This is a genomic window from Campylobacter sp. RM12640, assembly GCF_020137595.1.
Classification (GTDB): Bacteria; Campylobacterota; Campylobacteria; order Campylobacterales; family Campylobacteraceae; genus Campylobacter_E.
In genome coordinates, this window is sequence record NZ_JACGAU010000029.1 from 1 (window position 1) to 19,963 (window position 19,963).

20 protein-coding genes are annotated in these 19,963 nt (G+C 27.8%); 8 read left to right on the forward strand and 12 right to left on the reverse strand.

The features are described from left to right. Positions 1 to 171: 171 nt before the first annotated feature. The 5 genes from AVBRAN12640_RS08890 (at position 172) to AVBRAN12640_RS08910 (ending at position 3,605) form a co-directional block, all read left to right on the forward strand. Positions 172 to 825, forward strand: a complete 654-nt coding sequence (locus AVBRAN12640_RS08890; RefSeq protein ID WP_239803355.1) for a hypothetical protein — start codon at positions 172 to 174, stop codon at positions 823 to 825. A 9-nt stretch (positions 826 to 834) separates the two neighbouring features. Then, positions 835 to 1,452, forward strand: a complete 618-nt coding sequence (locus tag AVBRAN12640_RS08895; RefSeq protein WP_214118894.1) for a hypothetical protein — start codon at positions 835 to 837, stop codon at positions 1,450 to 1,452. A 30-nt stretch (positions 1,453 to 1,482) separates the two neighbouring features. Beyond that, complete coding sequence (locus AVBRAN12640_RS08900) at positions 1,483 to 2,334, forward strand: hypothetical protein (RefSeq protein WP_214119684.1); 852 nt, start codon at positions 1,483 to 1,485, stop codon at positions 2,332 to 2,334. Then, positions 2,319 to 2,873, forward strand: coding sequence for a cysteine peptidase family C39 domain-containing protein (locus tag AVBRAN12640_RS08905; protein WP_214119685.1), 555 nt, complete (start codon positions 2,319 to 2,321; stop codon positions 2,871 to 2,873). Before AVBRAN12640_RS08900 ends, AVBRAN12640_RS08905 begins: the two co-directional genes overlap by 16 nt. 63 nt (positions 2,874 to 2,936) lie before the next feature. Beyond that, positions 2,937 to 3,605, forward strand: coding sequence for a hypothetical protein (locus AVBRAN12640_RS08910; RefSeq protein WP_336612992.1), 669 nt, complete (start codon positions 2,937 to 2,939; stop codon positions 3,603 to 3,605). Positions 3,606 to 3,610: 5 nt separating this feature from the next. On the opposite strand, the gene AVBRAN12640_RS08915 is transcribed toward AVBRAN12640_RS08910, so the two are convergent. From AVBRAN12640_RS08915 to AVBRAN12640_RS08940, 6 genes are all read right to left on the reverse strand, one after another. Further along, positions 3,611 to 4,297: an energy transducer TonB gene (locus AVBRAN12640_RS08915; protein WP_336609013.1), complete on the reverse strand. Its 687-nt coding sequence runs from the start codon at positions 4,295 to 4,297 to the stop codon at positions 3,611 to 3,613. Next, on the reverse strand, positions 4,297 to 4,656 hold the full coding sequence (locus AVBRAN12640_RS08920; protein WP_336607653.1) for an ExbD/TolR family protein: 360 nt from the start codon (positions 4,654 to 4,656) through the stop codon (positions 4,297 to 4,299). The genes AVBRAN12640_RS08915 and AVBRAN12640_RS08920 overlap by 1 nt, the downstream gene beginning before the upstream one ends. Then, positions 4,653 to 5,078 carry a MotA/TolQ/ExbB proton channel family protein gene (locus AVBRAN12640_RS08925; RefSeq protein ID WP_214119690.1) on the reverse strand — a complete coding sequence of 142 codons (426 nt, stop codon included), beginning with the start codon at positions 5,076 to 5,078 and terminating at the stop codon, positions 4,653 to 4,655. The genes AVBRAN12640_RS08920 and AVBRAN12640_RS08925 overlap by 4 nt, the downstream gene beginning before the upstream one ends. Next, positions 5,078 to 7,537, reverse strand: coding sequence for a hypothetical protein (locus tag AVBRAN12640_RS08930; RefSeq protein ID WP_336609014.1), 2,460 nt, complete (start codon positions 7,535 to 7,537; stop codon positions 5,078 to 5,080). The genes AVBRAN12640_RS08925 and AVBRAN12640_RS08930 overlap by 1 nt, the downstream gene beginning before the upstream one ends. Positions 7,538 to 7,600: 63 nt before the next feature. Next, complete coding sequence (locus AVBRAN12640_RS08935) at positions 7,601 to 8,203, reverse strand: hypothetical protein (RefSeq protein WP_214119692.1); 603 nt, start codon at positions 8,201 to 8,203, stop codon at positions 7,601 to 7,603. Next, positions 8,200 to 8,934 carry a tetratricopeptide repeat protein gene (locus AVBRAN12640_RS08940; protein ID WP_336609015.1) on the reverse strand — a complete coding sequence of 245 codons (735 nt, stop codon included), beginning with the start codon at positions 8,932 to 8,934 and terminating at the stop codon, positions 8,200 to 8,202. Before AVBRAN12640_RS08940 ends, AVBRAN12640_RS08935 begins: the two co-directional genes overlap by 4 nt. A gap of 92 nt (positions 8,935 to 9,026) precedes the next feature. On the opposite strand from AVBRAN12640_RS08940, the gene AVBRAN12640_RS08945 reads away from it, so the two are divergent. Both AVBRAN12640_RS08945 and AVBRAN12640_RS08950 read left to right on the forward strand, forming a co-directional pair. Beyond that, a complete protein-coding gene (locus tag AVBRAN12640_RS08945) occupies positions 9,027 to 10,106 on the forward strand; it encodes a cytochrome-c peroxidase (RefSeq protein WP_336609016.1) in 1,080 nt (359 codons plus the stop codon). A 179-nt stretch (positions 10,107 to 10,285) separates the two neighbouring features. Further along, entirely contained in the window at positions 10,286 to 12,769 is a 2,484-nt protein-coding gene (locus tag AVBRAN12640_RS08950; protein WP_336609017.1) for a hypothetical protein, read from the forward strand. Positions 12,770 to 12,852: 83 nt separating this feature from the next. Here AVBRAN12640_RS08950 and AVBRAN12640_RS08955 read toward each other — a convergent pair whose 3' ends face one another. The 6 genes from AVBRAN12640_RS08955 to AVBRAN12640_RS08980 all read right to left on the reverse strand — a co-directional run bounded on the left by AVBRAN12640_RS08955 (position 12,853) and on the right by AVBRAN12640_RS08980 (position 19,199). Then, on the reverse strand, positions 12,853 to 14,055 hold the full coding sequence (locus AVBRAN12640_RS08955) for a hypothetical protein (protein WP_336609018.1): 1,203 nt from the start codon (positions 14,053 to 14,055) through the stop codon (positions 12,853 to 12,855). Between the two features lie 9 nt (positions 14,056 to 14,064). Continuing rightward, positions 14,065 to 15,447, reverse strand: a complete 1,383-nt coding sequence (locus tag AVBRAN12640_RS08960; RefSeq protein ID WP_336609019.1) for a hypothetical protein — start codon at positions 15,445 to 15,447, stop codon at positions 14,065 to 14,067. Beyond that, on the reverse strand, positions 15,441 to 16,061 hold the full coding sequence (lpoB, locus tag AVBRAN12640_RS08965; protein WP_336609020.1) for a penicillin-binding protein activator LpoB: 621 nt from the start codon (positions 16,059 to 16,061) through the stop codon (positions 15,441 to 15,443). The genes AVBRAN12640_RS08960 and lpoB overlap by 7 nt, the downstream gene beginning before the upstream one ends. Before the next feature lie 9 nt (positions 16,062 to 16,070). Beyond that, complete coding sequence (locus AVBRAN12640_RS08970) at positions 16,071 to 16,445, reverse strand: DUF1425 domain-containing protein (RefSeq protein ID WP_214118876.1); 375 nt, start codon at positions 16,443 to 16,445, stop codon at positions 16,071 to 16,073. A 4-nt stretch (positions 16,446 to 16,449) separates the two neighbouring features. Beyond that, positions 16,450 to 17,919: a hypothetical protein gene (locus AVBRAN12640_RS08975; RefSeq protein WP_336609021.1), complete on the reverse strand. Its 1,470-nt coding sequence runs from the start codon at positions 17,917 to 17,919 to the stop codon at positions 16,450 to 16,452. Between the two features lie 95 nt (positions 17,920 to 18,014). Further along, on the reverse strand, positions 18,015 to 19,199 hold the full coding sequence (locus AVBRAN12640_RS08980) for a saccharopine dehydrogenase family protein (protein WP_214118872.1): 1,185 nt from the start codon (positions 19,197 to 19,199) through the stop codon (positions 18,015 to 18,017). Between the two features lie 93 nt (positions 19,200 to 19,292). On the opposite strand from AVBRAN12640_RS08980, the gene AVBRAN12640_RS08985 reads away from it, so the two are divergent. Beyond that, positions 19,293 to 19,847, forward strand: coding sequence for a YceI family protein (locus tag AVBRAN12640_RS08985; RefSeq protein WP_214119700.1), 555 nt, complete (start codon positions 19,293 to 19,295; stop codon positions 19,845 to 19,847). Positions 19,848 to 19,963 lie beyond the last annotated feature (116 nt).

A 19,963-nucleotide genomic window follows, 5' to 3' on the forward strand; every position in this document is an offset into this window, starting at 1 on the left:
AAAAGTTTAAATTCCTATTTCAAATTCCATTAATTTTAAAGGAATTTAAAATTATGAATTATTTAAAAATATTACGAAAAGTAACAAATATTAATAATATTTTTAATATTAAGTTTTATTTAAAATTTCTTAAGATATTATGAGATTTTATTTCAAAACAAAGGAGAAAAAATGTTTAAAAAAACATTAAAAGTTTTATCTTTAGTTGCCGTTTTAGGCTTAAGTGCTAATGCTAATGATTTATTAGCAGATATTAGCAAAGGTGCTATAAGCGATAGTTCATTAGGTGTTAAGGTATTAAATACTGAAGAAATGAATAAGGTTCGTGGCGGGTATGTTTTAACCGATATATACACATATGGTGGTATGGCATTTGTGTTGGCTATCCCACATACATCAAATGAGTTAGGCGCTAGATTTAATAGTGATGGTTTATTGATAAAAAATAGTATAGGGCTTTGTCCTTTAGGGCAAACTCAATGTTACGCGAATCCTAGTACTAGAGAGCATATTGATAGAAATTACGGCAGACTTGTAGATTATATTAGCGCATTAGGCGGCAGAACTATAACAGGTCATGTTTTATTATACGGTATAAAAAATACAAATGTGGGTAATGGAGTGATGGCACCAGTTACTCATGTATATGCTGTAGAAAAAGAGTATTTAAATCTTTCAAATGCTAGTACAGTTCGAGAATTAATATATATGCTTAATCGTTGGTTTGACCATGAAGCTACGAATAGTTTTCAATTAGAATATAATCAAGTATTAAGAGAAATAAAACAAGCAGTAGGAGCAGATTTGCTAAGAATGGCAAGATAAGGATTTATTATGATGGTTAATGGAGTAAATAATTTTTCAAATACTTATGCAAATACGCTTAATAATAAAAACTCACAAAATAAAGCAAATGATGGGGCTAGTTTAGAATATCTAAAACTAGCTCAAGAAAAGCTAGAAAACGATCCGACCTATAAACCATTATATGACAATAATTTAGGTCTTCGTGATAAGCTAACTTATGGTATGTATGGAGCGTTAGACCCTGATGTTGTAAAGAATATAAGGTTGGAATTGGAGAAATCTCCAGACATTGATCCAGAAGAATTAGTAAAAACTCTAAATAAACTTTTTAAAAATTTAGATAAATTAACTTCAGATAGCATAAATGATGAAGAAAAAAATAAATTAATGAAAAGTATTTTTTCTAATACAGATGAAGATTTAAAAATATCACAATCTAAAGAAGAAATTAAACAAGAAGAAAAAGAAGAACAAACTAAAGAAAAACCATTCGAAGCCATAGAAGTAAAAGGCACTAGCACTCGTGAGAATATGGAAGAAATACTTAGCAAAATTAATATTCAAAATATTAAAGATGAAAGAGATTTATTAGCTATATTTTTAGCCTATAAAAATGGCGAGAATTTATATGATAAAAGGGTTTGAAATTTTATATTTTAAATTGAAAGGAAGAGTTTGAAAAAGTTATTTTTTATAGCATTTACTTTAAGCTTTTTATTTGGCTCTGATGCTATTACTATTGATAGTCTTTTTAAAAGACAAATCGGACTTAGAAGCATTACAAGTCTTAGTTTAATCACTAGCGGGAATGCTAATATCTACACAAGTTATCCAAGTCTAATAATAGGAGGCGATCCTGTGATTTGGACTGATAATAAAAGGCTTAGTTTGAATGAAACTTTGATATATTCATTTAATAACAAGCTTGATTTTATAACTTCAATTGGCGCTAATGCTACTAGAAATGAATATAGTAATTTTTTTACGGGTAAGCCTATGAGTGAAACTCATTATTCATTTGAGAGCTTGTGGCTTGGGTTTAATTATAGATTTGATAGTTTTAGTGATAAAATACTTAGTTTTTCTTATCAAGCAGGATTATTACAAAGAGAAAAAGCACTTGATACAAATAAAAGTTTTTATTTTAAATCACATTCAGCTAAGCTAAACTTAAAAGGATATAGCGACCCTGCTATTTGGGGTATTTATATGGGATTTACATATAATGATACTAGGACTTTTGATAAACTAGCGATAAATTATGGAAATTCTTATAATTTTGGTGCAAATCTTAGTATAGTATTAAGCCCTAAAATTACGCTTGATTTAGAAGCTTCACAGAGTTTTCAAGCAGCTCAGAAAATCAATGGTGTAAAATATACAAATCTAAGAAGTATCCCAACATATAGTGTAGGCTCAACTTATAGTATAAATGATGATACAAGTATCAGTTTTAACGCTAGTTTTGGTGGTGGTTCAGCTGCTCCTGATAGTGTGTTTGGTATTAGCTTATGGCAAAAATTCTAATAATCTTTATAACTATAACTTGTCTTAATGCCGAGTTTGCAGTGAAGTCTTATAGACAAATCAAAAATAACTCCGTAGTAAGACAAAGTTATGAAGAATCTTGTGGGGCAAGTAGTATAGCGACATTACTAAATCTAACAAATATCAAGCGTTTTAGTGAAAAAGATATTTTAGAAGTTTTAGATAAAAATACTAATATGCTAAGTTTTAATGAATTAAATAATGCGTTAAATAAATTGGGTTTTAATGCAAAAGCTTATAAATTAAATCGTAATATATTTGAAAAAATATTCGTGCCTTTTATAGTAAAGATTGAAAATGACCCGAGATTTCCACATTTTGTAGTGGTAAATAATATTAATGGGGATTTTGTGAAAGTATATGACCCAAGCTTTGGCGAATATCTAAGCTCTAAAAAAGAATTTTATAGCGTATGGGATAAAGATGGTTTAGGTGGATACGCTCTAATAATTAAGCCAAATATTACAAAAGAACTAAAGCCAAATTTACCACGCCCAAGTCAAATAAAAGAAATTTAAATAAGTTTTATATTTTTAAAGTTTTTGTTAATTTTGCTGATATAGATGATAAAGGAGATGATTATGAAAATAACGGCTAATTCTTATATAACATATCCAACAACTAAAATTAGTAAAAAAACAAATAATGATAACCTAGATATTCAAGCTAATAAACCTTATTATGAAGATGGAAAGGCTAGTTTAGAATATCTTAAACTAGCTCAAGAAAAGTTAGAAAACGATCCAACTTACAATCCTTTTAATGATAGAAATTTAGATAAAAGTGAAATACTTAATCTAGCTTTATTTGGAGCATTAGACCCTGATTTAGTAGAAGAAATAAGCAAAGAATTTATGAAAAATTGGGTAGAAATTGATAAAAAAGAGCTTGATAGAACGCTAAACTCACTAAATATGCCATCTTTAGGTTTGCCTGATGATTTTCCTTTAGGTTATATAGATAGTAAGAAAATGCCAAGCGTTGAAGAATTACAAGCTAGAGTTAAAGAAAAAGAAAATTTAAGAAATAATGCAATAAATACAAAAGAAGAAATTAAACAAGAAGAAAAAGAAGAACAAACTAAAGAAAAACCATTCGAAGCCATAGAAGTAAAAGGCACAAGCATTCGTGAGAGTATGGAAGAAATACTTAGCAAAATTAATATTCAAAATATCAAAGATGAAAGAGATTTATTAGCTATTTTAATGGCGTATAAAGATAGTAAGAATTTGTATGATAAAAGAATTTGAATAAATCAAATTTCTTCGTTTGTTTTGTAATTAATAACAAAAGATATTTTCATATTATGTGCTTGTTTTGGGATTTTGTTTTTGACTTTTCTTATTGTTTGTTTTGTTTGCTGCAAAAACATTTCGTGAGAACTTTCTATAATATTTATAGTAAGCTCGTCGTTTTTTATCATAAAATTACCTACTACTTTGCCTTTAATATTTAGCATTTTTGCTTTTTTTGGGTATTTTTTATATTTATTTAAAAGCTCATTTATAAACAAGGCTAAAGCTTTATCATTTAAACCATTGCTGGAATTATTGTTTAGACTATTTGCGTTGGCTTTTCCTTCAATATTTGTTCCATAATTTTGATTAATTTCTTGCTTTTCTTCTTGTTTTACAACTTGTTTTACTTCAGGCTTTATAACTTGTTTTACTTTTTTTATTTCGCTTTGTTTTTTTAATTCTTCTTTAGGTTTGATTTTTTTCTTTATACCTTCTTTAATCTCTTGTTTTGCTTCAGTTTTAACTTCTTCAAGCTTTTCTTCCACTAACTCTTCTTTAGGGCTATCTTGTATAAAGCTAAAATTACTAGCACTTAAGCTTATGCTTGTTTGATTTTTTAATTTGCTTTCATCTTTTATATGTATTATAGAAACGGCAAAAATTTGAGCTAAAAATATCAAAACAGAAATTATAATTATTTTCATTATTTAAGCCTTGTAAGTATTGTGTAATTATTAAAATTATTATTTTTTAATTCATAAATTACTTTTATAAAATCTTTAAAATACAATTCTTCATCACAAATTATGTTTAATTTCTCATCTTTATTAATTTTGCTTACCAAATCATTTAAACTAATTAAATCATCGTTTATTCTTAATTCAAATTCCTTTGAAATTATTAAAACATTTGCTTTGGTTTCAGCATTTTGTTCGCTTTTACTAAGTGGTGGGGTTACATCAATTGCTTTATATTTTACAAAACTTTGTACGCTAAGTGATATTATGATAATTACTAGCATTACATCAATTAATGGGATTATGTTTAAGGTAGGTTTATTCATTTTGTAACAAGATTATTTAATTTTTTATATTTTACAATCAGCTTTGCATTGTATCTATCAAAAATATTAAATATGACTAAAGCAAGTATTGCAACAATAAGCCCACCCGCAGTAGCTTTTAAAGCACCACTTAATGCACTTATTATCTTACCAGTATCATCAATATTGTTAAAACCCATCATTATGCCAAAAACAGTTCCCAATAGCCCTATATAAGGTGCGTTTTGGGCTATGATTGAAAGAATTATTAGATTTTTGCTAATTCCTATTTCAAATTCTTCTAAACTTTTATAATTTTCATATTTGAAAACACAATAAAACACAATTCTTTCAATCAAAACCGCAATACATAAAGCATTCATTACACCTAATATAATAAAAACTATAAAATCTATTTCATTTTCTAGCACTAAATTTGGCATTAAAATTTCGCTCCTACTTCAAAATAAAACGACCTACCTTGCATCATAGAATATTCGTTATTCGCTCTTTTTGTATTAAAAACATTTCCTATATCAATACTTGCGTAATAATTTACTTTTTTGAATTGATTTTCATATTTAAGTTTTAAATCATATAAAATGCTAGAGTTTTGATGAGCTATCTCATAAGCCTTCAATTTAGTAGTATCATTTATTATAAAATCATAAGCTCTTTCATAATCATATCCAGCTTCATAGTGAATAAAATTTGATAATGTAAAATTATTAAAATTATGCGTTGTAGTAAGTCTAATAGCCCAAGGTTTAGCAAAGCTTAGATTTGGTTTATCTTCTATTTTTATGACTTTTCCATCCCACATAATATTTTCTTTATCATAGCTTCTTCCGTTTTTATCAGGTCTTATATTGCTATCAAGTAAGCTAAAAAGGTCTGTTGTATAATCTTGCATATTCTTTTTATGAATAGCATAATTAGCTATTAAAGCAAAGTTATTTTTAACACCAAAAATATCTATTTCATTTGCATTGCTAATATTTAAACTAAAATTATGATTTTTTGATTTTCCTATATTTGCGTAATATGTTTTTTCTATTCCATCGCTTTCAATTATGCCTAATCTTTTTGATTTAGCTGTCATTATTAAGTCTTTTGAATTTCTAAAAATATATTTAAAATCGTAACTAATATTAGAAAATTTTTGATGATACAAAAACGCAATCTCATCATCATAAGGAGTTTTTAATTTATTTTGGCTCATTTTAGGGCTTTTAAAATCAGCTTTTAAGCTCCATTTTTCTTGAGCTGTTGTTCTTGTATAAGTTTGATTTGATGAAGAAATGAGCGAGTTTAAAACATAAGCATAAGGCATTCTTCCATAATATCTTGCATAACCTAAACTTACTTTGCTATCTTCATTAAACTCATAATCAGCTTTAATTCTAGGAGCAAGATTAAAATTCTTATACAAATCATCATAATTTGCTCTAGCACCAAATCTTAAAGTAAAAGCATCTAAGCTAAACTCATCTTCTAAATAAAATGCAAGATTATTTGATTTTACTACATGTTTTGTTCCATCATATTTAATCAAACTAGATAAGAATTGCCCTGCATTATTAAACGAATCATCTTTTAAACACGCAATATCATTTGCTAAACACTCACCACTTAAAGTTTTAGGAGTTGCATAAATTGCACCATTTTCATCAATTTGATGGCTTACTTTTGTATTGCTAAGAATAAAACCTGAATTTAAAGTATGATGATCTAAATAATATTTAAAATCAAAATCTAAGCTTAAATTATCTTGCAATCTATCAACAGCAGTAGTTGATCCAACTCTTGCTATACTAGAATTGCTCCAATTATTTATATTTGAACTCTTCCAAATTTGCATAATGCTAGTATCAGAATCTCTATTGTAATTTAATTTAGAATAAGATAAGTTTGAATCTATTGCATAATTATCGTTTTCATAAAATAAATTGATTTTTGATACGATATTTTTTTGAGTAATTGAGTAATGTCCGTTTAAATTATCGCTTGTATTGTATTCTTGTTTGCTAGGTGCATAAATTATGCTTGGAGTTAGGATTATTCCATTATCTGCAATATAATTAAGTTTTAATAAAAAGTTTTGGCTTATATTTTTAATATCATAAGAATTCTCATCAAGTGCTTTGCTAGGCTTTGTAATAACACTTCTTAAGTCTGAAAAATCAAACAAAACTCCAAATTTTTCATTAAAAGTATTTGAAAATCCAAAATTTGTATTATATTTTTTCCATTTTTTTGAACTTGTATTGCTTAAATCATTTTCATAAGTTGTTATTCTAGCAAGGCATGAAATATCATTTTCATCGCAATCAGGATATAAAGTCTTAGTTAAATTACTTGAAGTAAAACCAAAATTAACATAAGAACTTAAATCCTTGCTAGGATTTTTGCTCTTACTATCTACTACACCGCCTGTAAATTCTCCGTATTTAGCAGGGATAAAACTATCAAATACTTCTACACTATCAAGAATATTAGTATTTAAGAATACGCCTTGAGATGGTGTTTCAAACTGCCCTTTGTCATCTAATGCAGTGCTTGAACCCGCTGGGTCAATGTCATTTGTAATGCTTATTCCATCAAGGGTAAAATTATTTTGATAAAAAAGACTTCCGTTTATACTTATTTTATCAGGCACAATATTTGCACCATTAAAGCTTGAATTATTGCTTACATCAAAGCTTACATTTGGATTGTATTTTAAAATAGAGCTTATGTCTTTATTATTGCTTGCAAAATTTTTTAAAAATTTATTTGAATAAATAGTACTTTTTTGATTAATAATCAAACTAGCACTTTCACCAATTACATCAATACTGCCAACATTAATTTCTGCTAAAGCACAAGAGCAAATAATAAAACATTGAAAAACTTTCTTCATAAAATCCCCAAAATAATAATCATTATTAGATTGTAATATAATGAAAATTAAAATCACTTTAAATTAAAATTTATTTTTATCATAAAGTTCTTTTAAATCTTTTGCTCTAATTATTATGCTTGATTTTTTTATATTGTTAAAATTTGCATTAATTAATACAAGCTCAATCTTATCACTAATCTTAAAAATACTAAAATCTCTGCAATATTTAGCATTGCATTTAGTGTTAATTGCTATTTCAAATTCATCATAATCACTTATATAATAATCATCAAGATTTACCTTGTTTTCTTTGATTAACTCATATTTAAATAATAATTCTTGTTTTAAATCTTCGTAATTTTTATTAAGTTCGTATTTTATTTGCTTTAAAATATCATCTTTAAAAATAAGCCATAAAAAATAATTATTTTCATCAATATTACAAGCTAGACTTCTAAGACTTTTATAAGCTTTTTTATCACCAAACATTTTCTTAAAAATTTCGCCTTTTTTTGTGTTTGGCAAGAAAGATGAGCGCAGATTGCATGTGTAAGGTCTGCTTTTTCCATATTCATAATTAAAATAACTATCAACTTCGCTAGAATTAAACTCATTTATTTTAATACCAAAATCATAGGAACTTAAACTTACAAAAAAACTTGATATTAATAATAATTTTTTCATTTCTTATCCTTAATTCTTTCGTAATTATTACAAGATGTAAAATTTCTTAAATCACAAGCTTTTTTATAAAATTTTAAAGCATTTTCTAAATTATTTTGTTTTTCATAAATATTTGCACTCATCATACAAGCTAGGTTGTAATTTAGTTCGCAAGCTTTTAAGAAGTATTTTAAAGCAAGTTTTAAATCATTTAAATTATATTTTTTAAAATACGCAAAATAGCCTATCTGATAGCAAGACGCGGCTAAATCTAAATCACAAGCTTTACTATGATTTAGCAAAACATAATCATCATTTATAGGTAAATAATATTGATATAAATTTGCAAGCTCATAGCAAGAATTTGCGTATTTTTTATCACAATTTTTCTCATAATAATTTATTGCTTTAAGAAAATCTTGCTTAGTTTTAGCTAAAGAGTATTTATAAATATTTCCTAGATTATGACAACTTTGCAAATAGCCTAAATCACAAGCTTTATTTGCTAATTCTTTTGCTAATTGTGTATTTTTCTTAGCACCATTAAAATAAATCATACTTAGGCGATGACAAGCTAAGGCAACATCTTTTTCACAAGATAGTGCTAATAATTTTTTAGCTCTTTTAATATCACTATTTATTAAGCTAATTGCTAGATTTGTGCAAGATGAATAATCATTTTCTTTACATTTGTTCTCTAAATCACTAGCTATTGCATAAACACAAAAAAACAAAATAAAAAGTTTTCTCATAATCTTTCCTTTTTTATTGATTATAATTATTAATATTTAATATTATTAAATAATTATTAATATCATTATAAAAATTACTAAAAGGAGCTTGTATGAAAAAATTAATATTTTTAGGATTTGCACTTAGTTTTGCAATTTCTAATGAGCTCAGTTTTAGACAAATTAGAGAAGATATTTTTAATATAGATGATAAAACTCTAATCGCTTATGCTAAAAAAATAAGACTAAAAGCAATCCCTAGCAATGCTTATGAATTAGAAGAGCTAATTAAAAATACAAGCCCTGATTATGAAATATATCCAACTACAACTAAAAGAATTGAATTAGGCAAAAAGCTTTATTTTGACCCAAGACTTTCAAGAAGCGGGCTAATATCGTGCAATACTTGTCATAATTTAGGCTTAGGTGGAGTTGATGGCATAGCAGCTAGTACAGGACACAAATGGCAAGCAAATCCACATCATCTAAACGCTCCAAGCGTTTATAATGCAGTGTTTAACCCGAATCAATTTTGGGACGGCAGAGCAAATCATCTAAAAGAACAAGCAAAAGGACCTATCCAAGCTAATGTAGAAATGGCAGAAGATAGCCAAATCGTAGTAGAAAAAATCAAAAGTATTCCTGAATATGTAAATGAGTTTAAAGACGCTTTTTCAAATGATATTAATATTGATTTTGACTTAATTGCAGCAACTATTGGCATATTTGAGCGAACTTTGATAACTCCTTCAAGATATGATGAGTTTTTAGAAGGCAATGTAAATGCTTTAAGTTTTGATGAAAAACAAGGGCTTAGAACATTTATTAATAAAGGTTGTGTTTTATGTCATTACGGGATAAATGTTGGCGGAGCATTTAGGGGTTTTGGCTTTGTTAGGTATCAATATGTAAATTATGGAGATTTTAACGGAAATGAAAACAATAGAGTAAAAGTTCCTACCTTAAGAAATGTAGCAAGAACAGCTCCATATTTTCATAATGGCAGTATTTGGAGCTTAACTGAAGCAGTTGAATCTATGGGAAGAATTCAGCTTGGAATTGAACTAAGCGAGCAAGAAATCAAAAATATAATAAGCTTTTTAAAATCACTTAGTGGCAAACTACCACAGATAGTTTATCCAGAACTCCCACCTTCAAGTGATGAAACAATACGCCCTAAGCTTGATTATTGAAATTAAAAAATAATACAAATTACTATTGGTAAAATTTAAATTAAGTTTGAAATATAGTAAGATGTAAATAGAATTCTAATTTGAATTTTTAATTTATATTTAGATTTTAATAATTAGTATTAAATTCATATTAGCTTAAGTTAATTTGGTAATAATTATCGTTTTTCAAAGGAGAACGAATGAAAACTAAATTATCTTTATTATTATTTGCAAGCTTAGTTTATGCAAATGATTTAAATGTAGGTGAAATTAGCGTAGAAAATAGACAAAATCTAGCTAATGGGGGGGGGTATTCAAAATACTCAAGTTATAAAATATATAATTTTCAAAACACAAATTCAAGTAAAAAAATAGATGAGGTTGTAAAGCAAAATTCTAATATATTTTCTAACTCAACTGATAATATATCTACAAATCAAGCAGAAATCAGCCCAAAGGATTTTAGCATAAACGCAGCACCGTTTTATCAAAACGCATTTTTAGTAAATGGGATGAGTTTTGATAATGCGATTGACCCAGCAGGTAATCAAAACATAAACGCAGCATCACTATGGAGAGCACCTGTTATGGGAGCTCAAGGCAGCGTGATTAATACAAATATTTTAAAAAGTATAAAAGTTTTAGATAGTAATGTTAGTGCAAAATACGGCAATTTTGAAGGTGGGGTAATAGATACTAAACTAAAAGACCCAATTAAAACATTTGGAGCTAGAATATCTACTAGCTATACAGATGGCAACCTTAATAAAATCATAATAGATGAAGAAAACAAAGCTTCTTATGCAACAAAAAGTGGCAAAAACCTAAATAATAATTTCGTAAAACAAAATCAAAATATTTATTTAGAAAGTCGTTTTAGCGATGATTATGGGATTTTGTTTGATTATTCAAGAACAACTTCAATGATAAAAATGCCAACAAAAAGAGAAGTTTTAGCGCAAGGATATTTTTATCCTAATCAAAGTAGAAGAAATGAAAACTTTTTATTAAAAGGCTTTATTGCTTTAGATAATCATATAATTAGGCCTAGCATTATCTATGCACCTAGCGTTTATAAGGGCTTTTTAGAAGGTGTGATTGATTCTAATTTAGAAGCTAAATTTGGCGGGATAATTTCAAATATTGAGCTTTTTAGCGAATTTGATAGCTTTAATATCACTCAAAATTTAGGCTACAGCATTCAAGATAGTGCAAGGTATTTTGATAAAAATATGAAATTTGGCTTTTTTACAAACAAAGTTGCAAATTGGGGCATTGGCACTTACTCTATGAAAGGTGGTTATGGAGATATAAGGGAACGAACAAAGGAGTTAAATTATAAGCTTGATTTTGAAAGCGATGTAAAAGAGTTTAAAGATACAGAGCATACTTTTTATGCAGGACTTGAGCTAAGTCATAAAAAAGCTTCTTATGAGACCTTAAAACACTTAGCAGAATACTATAATCCCGCTATTTTACCTAATGATGTGGTTTGTAAGGATGGTGATGTATTTTGCCTAATGGGTGATGCTGTGGATAGGAAAGGCAATGCAGGAGCAGGGCAATATCTAAAAAACGCAACTTTTACTCCGGAATTTAAAACAGGAATTAGCGCAACTAATTTTGATTTATATTTAGAAGATGATATTCAATACAAAAGATTTAATCTAAGGCTAGGTGCAAGGGGAAGCTATGATGGTATTATTAAAAAGTTTAATATAGCTCCTAGAATTACAAGTGAGTTTGATTTATTAGGTGATGAGAGCAATTTCTTTGGAACTGGTTTTAATAGATATTATGGTAAGAATTTCTTCGCATATAAGCTATATGATAAGATTTATTCTTATACACAATTTCTAAGTAGAACCGATTATAATGAAGAGTTTAAGCAAACTGGCGGTAAGAAAAATATGTATAATTTTAACGAGTTAAAACGCTCATTTAATGATGAGTTTAGCGTATTTTATAGGGGCGAGTTTAAAAACACAAAGCTTAGTTTAAAATACTTAAAAAGATTAGGCAAAAATCAAGTGGTTTTAAGCGATAAAGAAACTTTAGGCTTAGCCAATATTGATGATGAAAATTTATCAAAAAATTATAAAGTTTATACTAATTTAGGCACTTCAAAAGCTGATATTATAAGCCTAGATATAGCAAACGCTAAAAGCATTGAAATTTTTAATACCTTAAATGATTTTAGCCTAAGTGCAAGCTATATAAAGAAAAAATCAGATTTTAAAGATTATAAAAGCGATGAGTGGGATAGAAATAATCAAGTTAAATATAATGGTGAAATAATAGCTCAAAAAGACCTTCCGATAATTGATTATTATGATAAATACAAAATCACCTTTTTATATAATTTAAATATTCCTGATTATGGTTTAGGATTTACAAATTTATTTACATTTACACCTAGCAAAAAGGCTTTAATTTCTAGCTATAATAGAGCTGAACGCATTAGAGAATATGAGTTAATTAAGCTAAATAATCACTTCACTTGGGATATGAATATAGCTTATAAATATAAAATGAAAAAAGATATTGAGTTTTTTGCAAATGTAAATATTGAAAATTTATTAAATACAAAAAATAAAATAAACGCAAGCAAAAAAGACGATAAGCTAATATATGATTATGCAAGTGGAAGAAGCATAATGATAGAAGTTGGGCTAAACTATTAATCTTTAACTCTAGTTAATGGCGTATAAAGATAGTAAGAATTTGTATGATAAAAGAATTTGAATAAATCAAATTCTTTTTATTTTTAAAATATAAATCCACCACCTTGAACCGGTGTTATATCTTTTACATCTTTTCCATTTGCATCATTACTTGTAGAGTTGTTGCCAATATTTTTAAATCTACAAATATCGCCTTTATTTGCATTACCTTCTAGTATTTTTGCATAGCTTGTTTTAGCATTTGCATTAGTTACTTGCACTAAAGCACTAAAAATTTCTTCGTAGCCGTTTAGCTCTTTTGTGTAACTATCATAGATTTTATCGCCTTTTTTATAGCATTCTAGTTGTGTATTTATAGGTAGGCTTTGAGTAAAAACTGCTTGATTATTGCTGATTTTTTCTATTTTTGGTGGATAAATAGCAGCTTGAGTGTTTAATACAATAGTGCTTGCAATATCGTTTAAAATACTATCATAATCTTTAGATTTTATATCAAGGTTTATGCTATCAGCAAATCTTATTTGTCTAGTTGCAAATGTAATAACTTGATAATTTATACTAACACTTACTTTAGAACTACTACCACTGCCAATAATTGAGTAATTTTTATTAGTTGTATTAACATCGCTTATGGTGTAAAGCAATATATAATCAGTACCTAGATTTTGACCTAATTTTAAAGCTTCATCTTTATTTGCGTCATTTAAAATTATATCTCTTTCAATAGCTAATGCTTCTCCTTCTTGTCTATCCAATAAATCAAATTTACGAGTTTTGTGGATATTGCTTTCTATTTTAAATCTTAAATCTCTTGTTATTTGTTCGCTATCTCTTCCTAATAAAGAAAAATTATTCGGACTTAGAGCAGGTGCTACGATGATTTTTCTTCTATCGTTTTTCATTCCGGCTAGTTCGTATTTTTTTGAAACTGCTGTTTTTTGAATACTTACGACTACTCTAAATCCATCTTCTGTTTTTGTATTTTCTATAACTTCAAAAGAGCTAAAGCGACCATTTGTTGCTTTGCTAATTTTTTGATTAAATAAAGCATTAATGTTTGTTCCGTCTGCACTTGATTCTAATTGTGTTTGACTAAAAGAATTACTAGCTTTAATATATGCACCATTTAGCTTAGTAACAGCTTGTGCTAATGCATTATCAACGGCTTCGCTATAAGTAATGCCGTAGCCTTCTCCGGTAGCAGTTTTTGTGCTAGTTGTAGTTACTACTTTAGCATTTAGGCTTACTAAAAATAAGCCTAAAAAAATAATTAATATCTTTTTCATAATTTAATCCTAGAAATCATCAACTTCTACATTTTTAGAGCGAATTACTTTTGAAGTATTTGTTGGTGGTGTTACTGCTTGTGTAGGTTTTAAACCACTTTTTGATTCATGAACACTTGCAGGCGAATAATACACCATTACTCCTGTTACACCTTGCTCACCTTTTGTTTTTCTCCAATTATTTACAATTTTTGTGCCAATTAGTTTCATACTTGCACTAGCACTCATATTTTCTTGGAATACTGTTGAAATAGCATTTTCTTCTACTAAACCACCTGTTTGCTCATCAATGCCATCTTTGCTCTTAACTTCAACTGCTACTTTTTCCATAGCTCTTTGAACTGTTTTTTCTCTTTCTTTTGTGCTAATTTGAGTTCCTATAAACATAGCTAGATTTTGCTCTGCTTTCATTTGTGCAACTTTAATAGCGTTTTCAGCTTTTCTATCTGCAAATTTACCTTTATTTTCATAGTTTTTCATACCATAAGAAATTAATGCTGGTTGGCAATTTTCATCATAGAAAAATGTAAGCCCTAATTTTGAAAGTGGGGTTTTAATACTATTTGCTAATTCTCTTGCATTTTTGCATTGTTCTTTTTTAGCTGTTGGTTTTGCTAAATATCCACCTTTTAAAGCTTCTGCTAATTCTATTGATTTAGGTGATATATAAGCTACTAGACCAACTTGGTCATAGCCATTTTTGCCTTTTACAATATAATTTTCATAAGGAATTAAACCATTTACAGCACCAAATGCTGTTTTAAGCGATTCTGTTTTAAAATCTTGAGAGTTTTTGATTTTTTCAGCTTTATAAATTAACTCTTGTTCTTTTATAGCATCATCTCCTACGATTTTTTTAATTAGTGCATTTATAATGTTTTCTGCTGTTCTGTTTTTTTCTTTTTGACTTTTAATTTCTTGCTCTATTAATTTATCAATATCAGCATCACTTAAATCATCGCCATAACCACTTAAAATAGCTTTTGTTTGATAAATGCCGTATTTTTCCATAACGATTTTTGCTTTTAATCTTAAAAATGCTTCACTATAAGCACTTGCTAAATAATCATAGTATTTTGGGTCTTCTCTAAATACAGGAATTGGAATAGCAGGAGAAATGAAAGCTTCTCTTCCACTTGCTTTATCTTCTATTTGTTCTGCTACTTCACTCATCATTCTTAAAATATCATTTTCATCATCAACAAAGCCATTGTTTTCATCGCTAATTGGCAACACTTCATCAACTGAAGGTTTTATATTTTGACTTACAACACTTTCTTCTTTTGGTGTTGTTACTTCATTAACTACTTCTTGATTTTTAGTTTCTTCTGCAAATGCTCCAATACTTAAAATACCTGCTAATACAGAACTTAATAATACTTTTTTTACCATGCTACACTCCTATTTGAACCAAGTTTATTAATTTTTATTTCATCTTCCCAAATTGCTAAGCCATTATCAAGATTTGTAACCGTCATTTGGAAATAATAATCAACTCTTTGAGAATCGCTAAAAGTTCCTTTAATTCTAGTATTTCTTTGAATTATTTTACCGCTTAAAGACCTATTTGCACTTAATATTGTGCCTTTTTTAGCTATTGTTTTTTGATTAAATTCGTCATTATCTCTTAATTCTCTTGTAGCGTGGGTCATATTATCTTCAGCCCCATTAGCTCCAATTGCTGTTGTTACATAAACACGACCAGAATTAAGTAAAGCAATTCTTATTTTTTTAGTAAGAATATCTGTATCAAAATGTTGCATTGTATCATTAGTAATCCTACTCATTACAAGAATATGGCGTTCGTTTGGATTTGAAGTAGCAAAAACAGGGCTTGCTAACATAGAATTAATCAAATCTCTTGCCGCATTTTGTAAATCTATATCATCAATACCTAGTGAAACAGGCTGATTTTTGCCATTACTTACTTCATCAACGACATAACTTGGTGCAGCTGCACAAGCTCCTAAACTTAGTGCTAAAGCTAGTGTGTAGTATTTTTTCATTTTGTCTCCTTAATTAAATTTGTTAATTTTTATTTTGTAATTATGTGCGTTTGCTGGAGCACCTAATTTTATATATTTTGTTTCTTTTGGTTGTAGTGTTAGCTCTTTTTTAGCTAAACCTAAATTATCAACATGCATACCATTATCATAAAACCAATCTTGTGAATATTTAAGATTTAGTTCATTATTGCTTATATTAGTAAGTTCAATACTAATTATTAGGTTATTAAAATCATTATTGCTTCTTTCTTCGCATTTTAGAATTTTATTTAAATCTTCATCTAAATAGCTTACATTAAAGCATTGATTGTTTTTGATTACATTTGCATTGTTAGCACACGAACATAAAAATACAGCAAAAGCTGTTAAGATATATTTTTTCATTTTTTTACCTTTCTTCAAATATTGTTATATATTCAGTTCCTATTGTAGGAATTTTTACAAGTATTACATAATGTTTATTTATATCTAATTCTTGTGAAAATAGTGTTTGAGAATTTGGACTTGCAATATTTATGCTTCCACTATTTGCAATTCTAATTGCTTGATAGTTTTTAGGTAAACCTATAAAGTATCTAATATCAGAATGGTTTAATAAATTATTTACCAAATCAACACCTATGCCAGAATATAAATTCTCTTTATTGGCTTTTACACTAATCATTGTTTTAGTAATCGCTCTTAAAAAAGACTTAGATATTCTAGGTATTAATGTAGCTTTGTATTCAGCGCCTATTATTTTATCCATATCACTTAGAAGCCTTGTTTTTTGATTATTCGCTACTATAAATGGATAAGCATCGCTACTATCTCCTAAAATTGCTATTGAAAACACTAAACTACTAACGGCTAATTGATTAGCATAAACAGAGTATTTTTCATTTCCAAAAGGAATTTTATAATCTATATCATTATCGTTTTTCTTAATAAAAACAATAGGCAATGATAGATTAAATTCTTTTAAAGATTTAGATTTACCATTTTCATAAATTACCCAAATATATTTATTTGTTTTAGATATTTGCATTCCTTTTTTTACTTTATTTGCTATTCTTTTAGTGTTGAAATTGTTTTTAGCTAATTCATAATCTTGATAAAACAGCAAATCATTTTCTTGAGAATAAACTTCTTTTAATAAATCAATAGAATTATTTGACCTACCATCTAAAATATAATAAAGAGCAGAAAAATAGCTAACAAATGGATTAGAATAATTAGCATAAGACTTATAAGCAGGAATTGGGACACTATTATTTATAATGTCTATTACTTCATTACTTTCTCTAGGTTTTTGTTGTAAGTAGTTTAATTCGCTTAAAATATCGCTTTCAAATTCTTCTTTATTTCTTTTTTGTCTATCTAAGGCTCTTTTGATTTCAACTCCAGCTTCATCGTATTCGCCTAAAGCTAGATAACTCATTGATTTGTATGTATTAGTTAGCATTTTTTCATAATATTGACCGCTATAATCAGTTATATTATCATTAAAAAGACCTTCTAAAACTCCTTCTCCAATCTTTAACAATAGATTTTTTTCATCTTTATCTTTATAACCATCTTCAACCAAATCAAATAACTTAATACTATCTTTATAAGACTTACACAAGAATGCTTGATATCCGTAATAATTGCCGTTGTAAAGTGGGTCTTTAATCTTTTCTAATACATTTTCTTTTGAGTATTTTAGCTCTTTTTTCGTAAGTAATTCGCAGTCTTTAGTATCTAAAGAATATATTTTATTTTTATTTTCTTCTTCGTAGCCTAAAAAGACAGAAGAACAAGCATTTAATACTAATAAAGTAAAAACTAAAACAAAAACTTTTAACAAAACTCTTAACATCGCCGACCCCCCCCCCATTTTTAAAAAACGCCATTTTATAAAAACTTAATTAATATATATTAATTTTTTTAAAATTCAATAATTCTTAAATAATAAGAATTATTGTTTATTTTTTATAGCTCTAGTATTTTAATAGGAAGACCCATTTTATTCATTTCATCAAAGAATGGTTTTGCATCAAATTCTTCCATATTAAACACACCTTTTCCGCTCCATTTGCCACTTGCTATTAAATATGTTCCAATTGCAGCAGGAACGCCTGTTGTGTAGCTTACTGCTTGAGCGCCAGTTTCAGCGTAGCATTCTTCATGCACGCAAACATTATAAATATATACTTTTTTAGCCTTGCCATCTTTAATACCTTCAATAATACAACCTATGTTTGTCTTGCCTTTAGTCCTTGCACCAAGACTTGCAGGGTCAGGTAAAAGTGTCTTTAAAAACTCAATAGGAATTATCTTCATTCCTTGATGTTCAACTGGCTCAATTCCTAGCATACCTACATTTTTAAGACAATTCATATGTTGAATATAGCTTTGTCCAAAAGTCATAAAAAATCTAATTCTTTTTAAACCTTTTATATTTTTACATAAGCTCTCAAGTTCTTCATGATAAAGTAAATAGCTATCTTTAACCCCAACTTCAGGATAATCGTGTTCAACTTTAATCTCAAGTGGTTTAGTCTCAATCCACTCGCCATTTTCCCAATATCTACCATTTGCACTAACTTCTCTTAAGTTTATTTCAGGGTTAAAATTAGTTGCGAAAGCATAGCCGTGATCTCCTGCATTACAATCCATAATATCAATTGTATGAATTTCATCAAATAAATATTGTTGCGCATACGCACACATAACATTCGTTGCACCTGGGTCAAATCCACTTCCAAGCAGTGCAGGAACACCAGCTTTTAAAAAGTCATTATTTCTAGCCCATTGCTCTTTATATTCAAATTTAGCTAAATCAGGATGTTCGTAATTTGCTGTATCAATGTATGGAATTTTAGTTTGAGAACAAGCGTCCATTAAAGCTAAATCTTGATAAGGTAAAGCCACATTTAATAAAATCGTAGCGTTTATATCTTGTATAAGCTTAACAACTGCATTTGTATCATCAGCATTAATCGTAGCAGTTGCAATCTCAACTCCTAAACGCTCTTTAATAAAACTTGCTATTTCATCACATTTGCTTTTTGTTCTACTTGCAAGCGTGATTTTATCAAAATATTTATATTCAGCTGCTTTATAGGTTGCTACACGGCTAACTCCACCAGCTCCAATTATTAATAAATGTTTCATATTTTCTCCTTTTAGCTTATGATAAAATATTTATGATAATGATTAATCTTTTTATGAGATTATATTAGTCTTATTTTATTTTAGGAGTATATTATGAAAAAATTATTTTTAGCTTTAAGCTTAGCAGGTATTTTAGGTGCTAGTGAATTTGTTCTTGATAAAGTTCATACTAGCGTTGAATTTAGCGTTAAACATATGTTAGTTTCTAATGCTAAGGGCAAATTTAAAAGTTTTGATGCGATGATAGATTTTGATGAAGCTAATAAAACTTTTAAAGTATTTAATGCAAGCGTTGATGTAGCAAGCGTTGATACAAATAGTGAAAAAAGAGACGAGCATTTAAAATCAAGTGATTTTTTAAATGAAAAAGTTAATCCAAAACTTACTTTTGTTATGAGTAAATACGAAAAAGTAAGTGATACACAAGGAAAAATGACAGGGGAATTAAACATAAATGGCGTTAAAAAAGAAGTAACATTTGATGTTGCTATCAATGGTGTTGCTACAATGGGAGATAAAACTAAACTTGGGTTTGACCTAAATCTTGACCTTTTAAGAAAAGATTTTGATGTAGCAAAAGATACAAATGAGGGCTTAGTAGCAAACGAAGTAAAAGTTCAAATTTTTGCTGAAGCTGATAAAAAATAATTAAAATTAAGAATTTGAAATTTTATTTCAAATTCTTATATCAATTAATCTTGTATCGCTTAAATCTTTTTTAAATTCTTTCGTAAAATCTATAAAATCTCCTAGCTTATCATTTG

Coding starts and splice junctions, on each gene's coding strand:
- AVBRAN12640_RS08890 (WP_239803355.1), top strand. CDS start 172: ATGTTTAAAAAAACATTAAAAGTTTTATCTTTAGTTGCCGTTTTAGGC.
- AVBRAN12640_RS08895 (WP_214118894.1), top strand. CDS start 835: ATGATGGTTAATGGAGTAAATAATTTTTCAAATACTTATGCAAATACG.
- AVBRAN12640_RS08905 (WP_214119685.1), top strand. CDS start 2,319: ATGGCAAAAATTCTAATAATCTTTATAACTATAACTTGTCTTAATGCC.
- AVBRAN12640_RS08910 (WP_336612992.1), top strand. CDS start 2,937: ATGAAAATAACGGCTAATTCTTATATAACATATCCAACAACTAAAATT.
- AVBRAN12640_RS08915 (WP_336609013.1), bottom strand. CDS start 4,297: ATGAAAATAATTATAATTTCTGTTTTGATATTTTTAGCTCAAATTTTT.
- AVBRAN12640_RS08920 (WP_336607653.1), bottom strand. CDS start 4,656: ATGAATAAACCTACCTTAAACATAATCCCATTAATTGATGTAATGCTA.
- AVBRAN12640_RS08925 (WP_214119690.1), bottom strand. CDS start 5,078: ATGCCAAATTTAGTGCTAGAAAATGAAATAGATTTTATAGTTTTTATT.
- AVBRAN12640_RS08930 (WP_336609014.1), bottom strand. CDS start 7,537: ATGAAGAAAGTTTTTCAATGTTTTATTATTTGCTCTTGTGCTTTAGCA.
- AVBRAN12640_RS08935 (WP_214119692.1), bottom strand. CDS start 8,203: ATGAAAAAATTATTATTAATATCAAGTTTTTTTGTAAGTTTAAGTTCC.
- AVBRAN12640_RS08940 (WP_336609015.1), bottom strand. CDS start 8,934: ATGAGAAAACTTTTTATTTTGTTTTTTTGTGTTTATGCAATAGCTAGT.
- AVBRAN12640_RS08945 (WP_336609016.1), top strand. CDS start 9,027: ATGAAAAAATTAATATTTTTAGGATTTGCACTTAGTTTTGCAATTTCT.
- AVBRAN12640_RS08950 (WP_336609017.1), top strand. CDS start 10,286: ATGAAAACTAAATTATCTTTATTATTATTTGCAAGCTTAGTTTATGCA.
- AVBRAN12640_RS08955 (WP_336609018.1), bottom strand. CDS start 14,055: ATGAAAAAGATATTAATTATTTTTTTAGGCTTATTTTTAGTAAGCCTA.
- AVBRAN12640_RS08960 (WP_336609019.1), bottom strand. CDS start 15,447: ATGGTAAAAAAAGTATTATTAAGTTCTGTATTAGCAGGTATTTTAAGT.
- lpoB (WP_336609020.1), bottom strand. CDS start 16,061: ATGAAAAAATACTACACACTAGCTTTAGCACTAAGTTTAGGAGCTTGT.
- AVBRAN12640_RS08970 (WP_214118876.1), bottom strand. CDS start 16,445: ATGAAAAAATATATCTTAACAGCTTTTGCTGTATTTTTATGTTCGTGT.
- AVBRAN12640_RS08975 (WP_336609021.1), bottom strand. CDS start 17,919: ATGGGGGGGGGGTCGGCGATGTTAAGAGTTTTGTTAAAAGTTTTTGTT.
- AVBRAN12640_RS08980 (WP_214118872.1), bottom strand. CDS start 19,199: ATGAAACATTTATTAATAATTGGAGCTGGTGGAGTTAGCCGTGTAGCA.
- AVBRAN12640_RS08985 (WP_214119700.1), top strand. CDS start 19,293: ATGAAAAAATTATTTTTAGCTTTAAGCTTAGCAGGTATTTTAGGTGCT.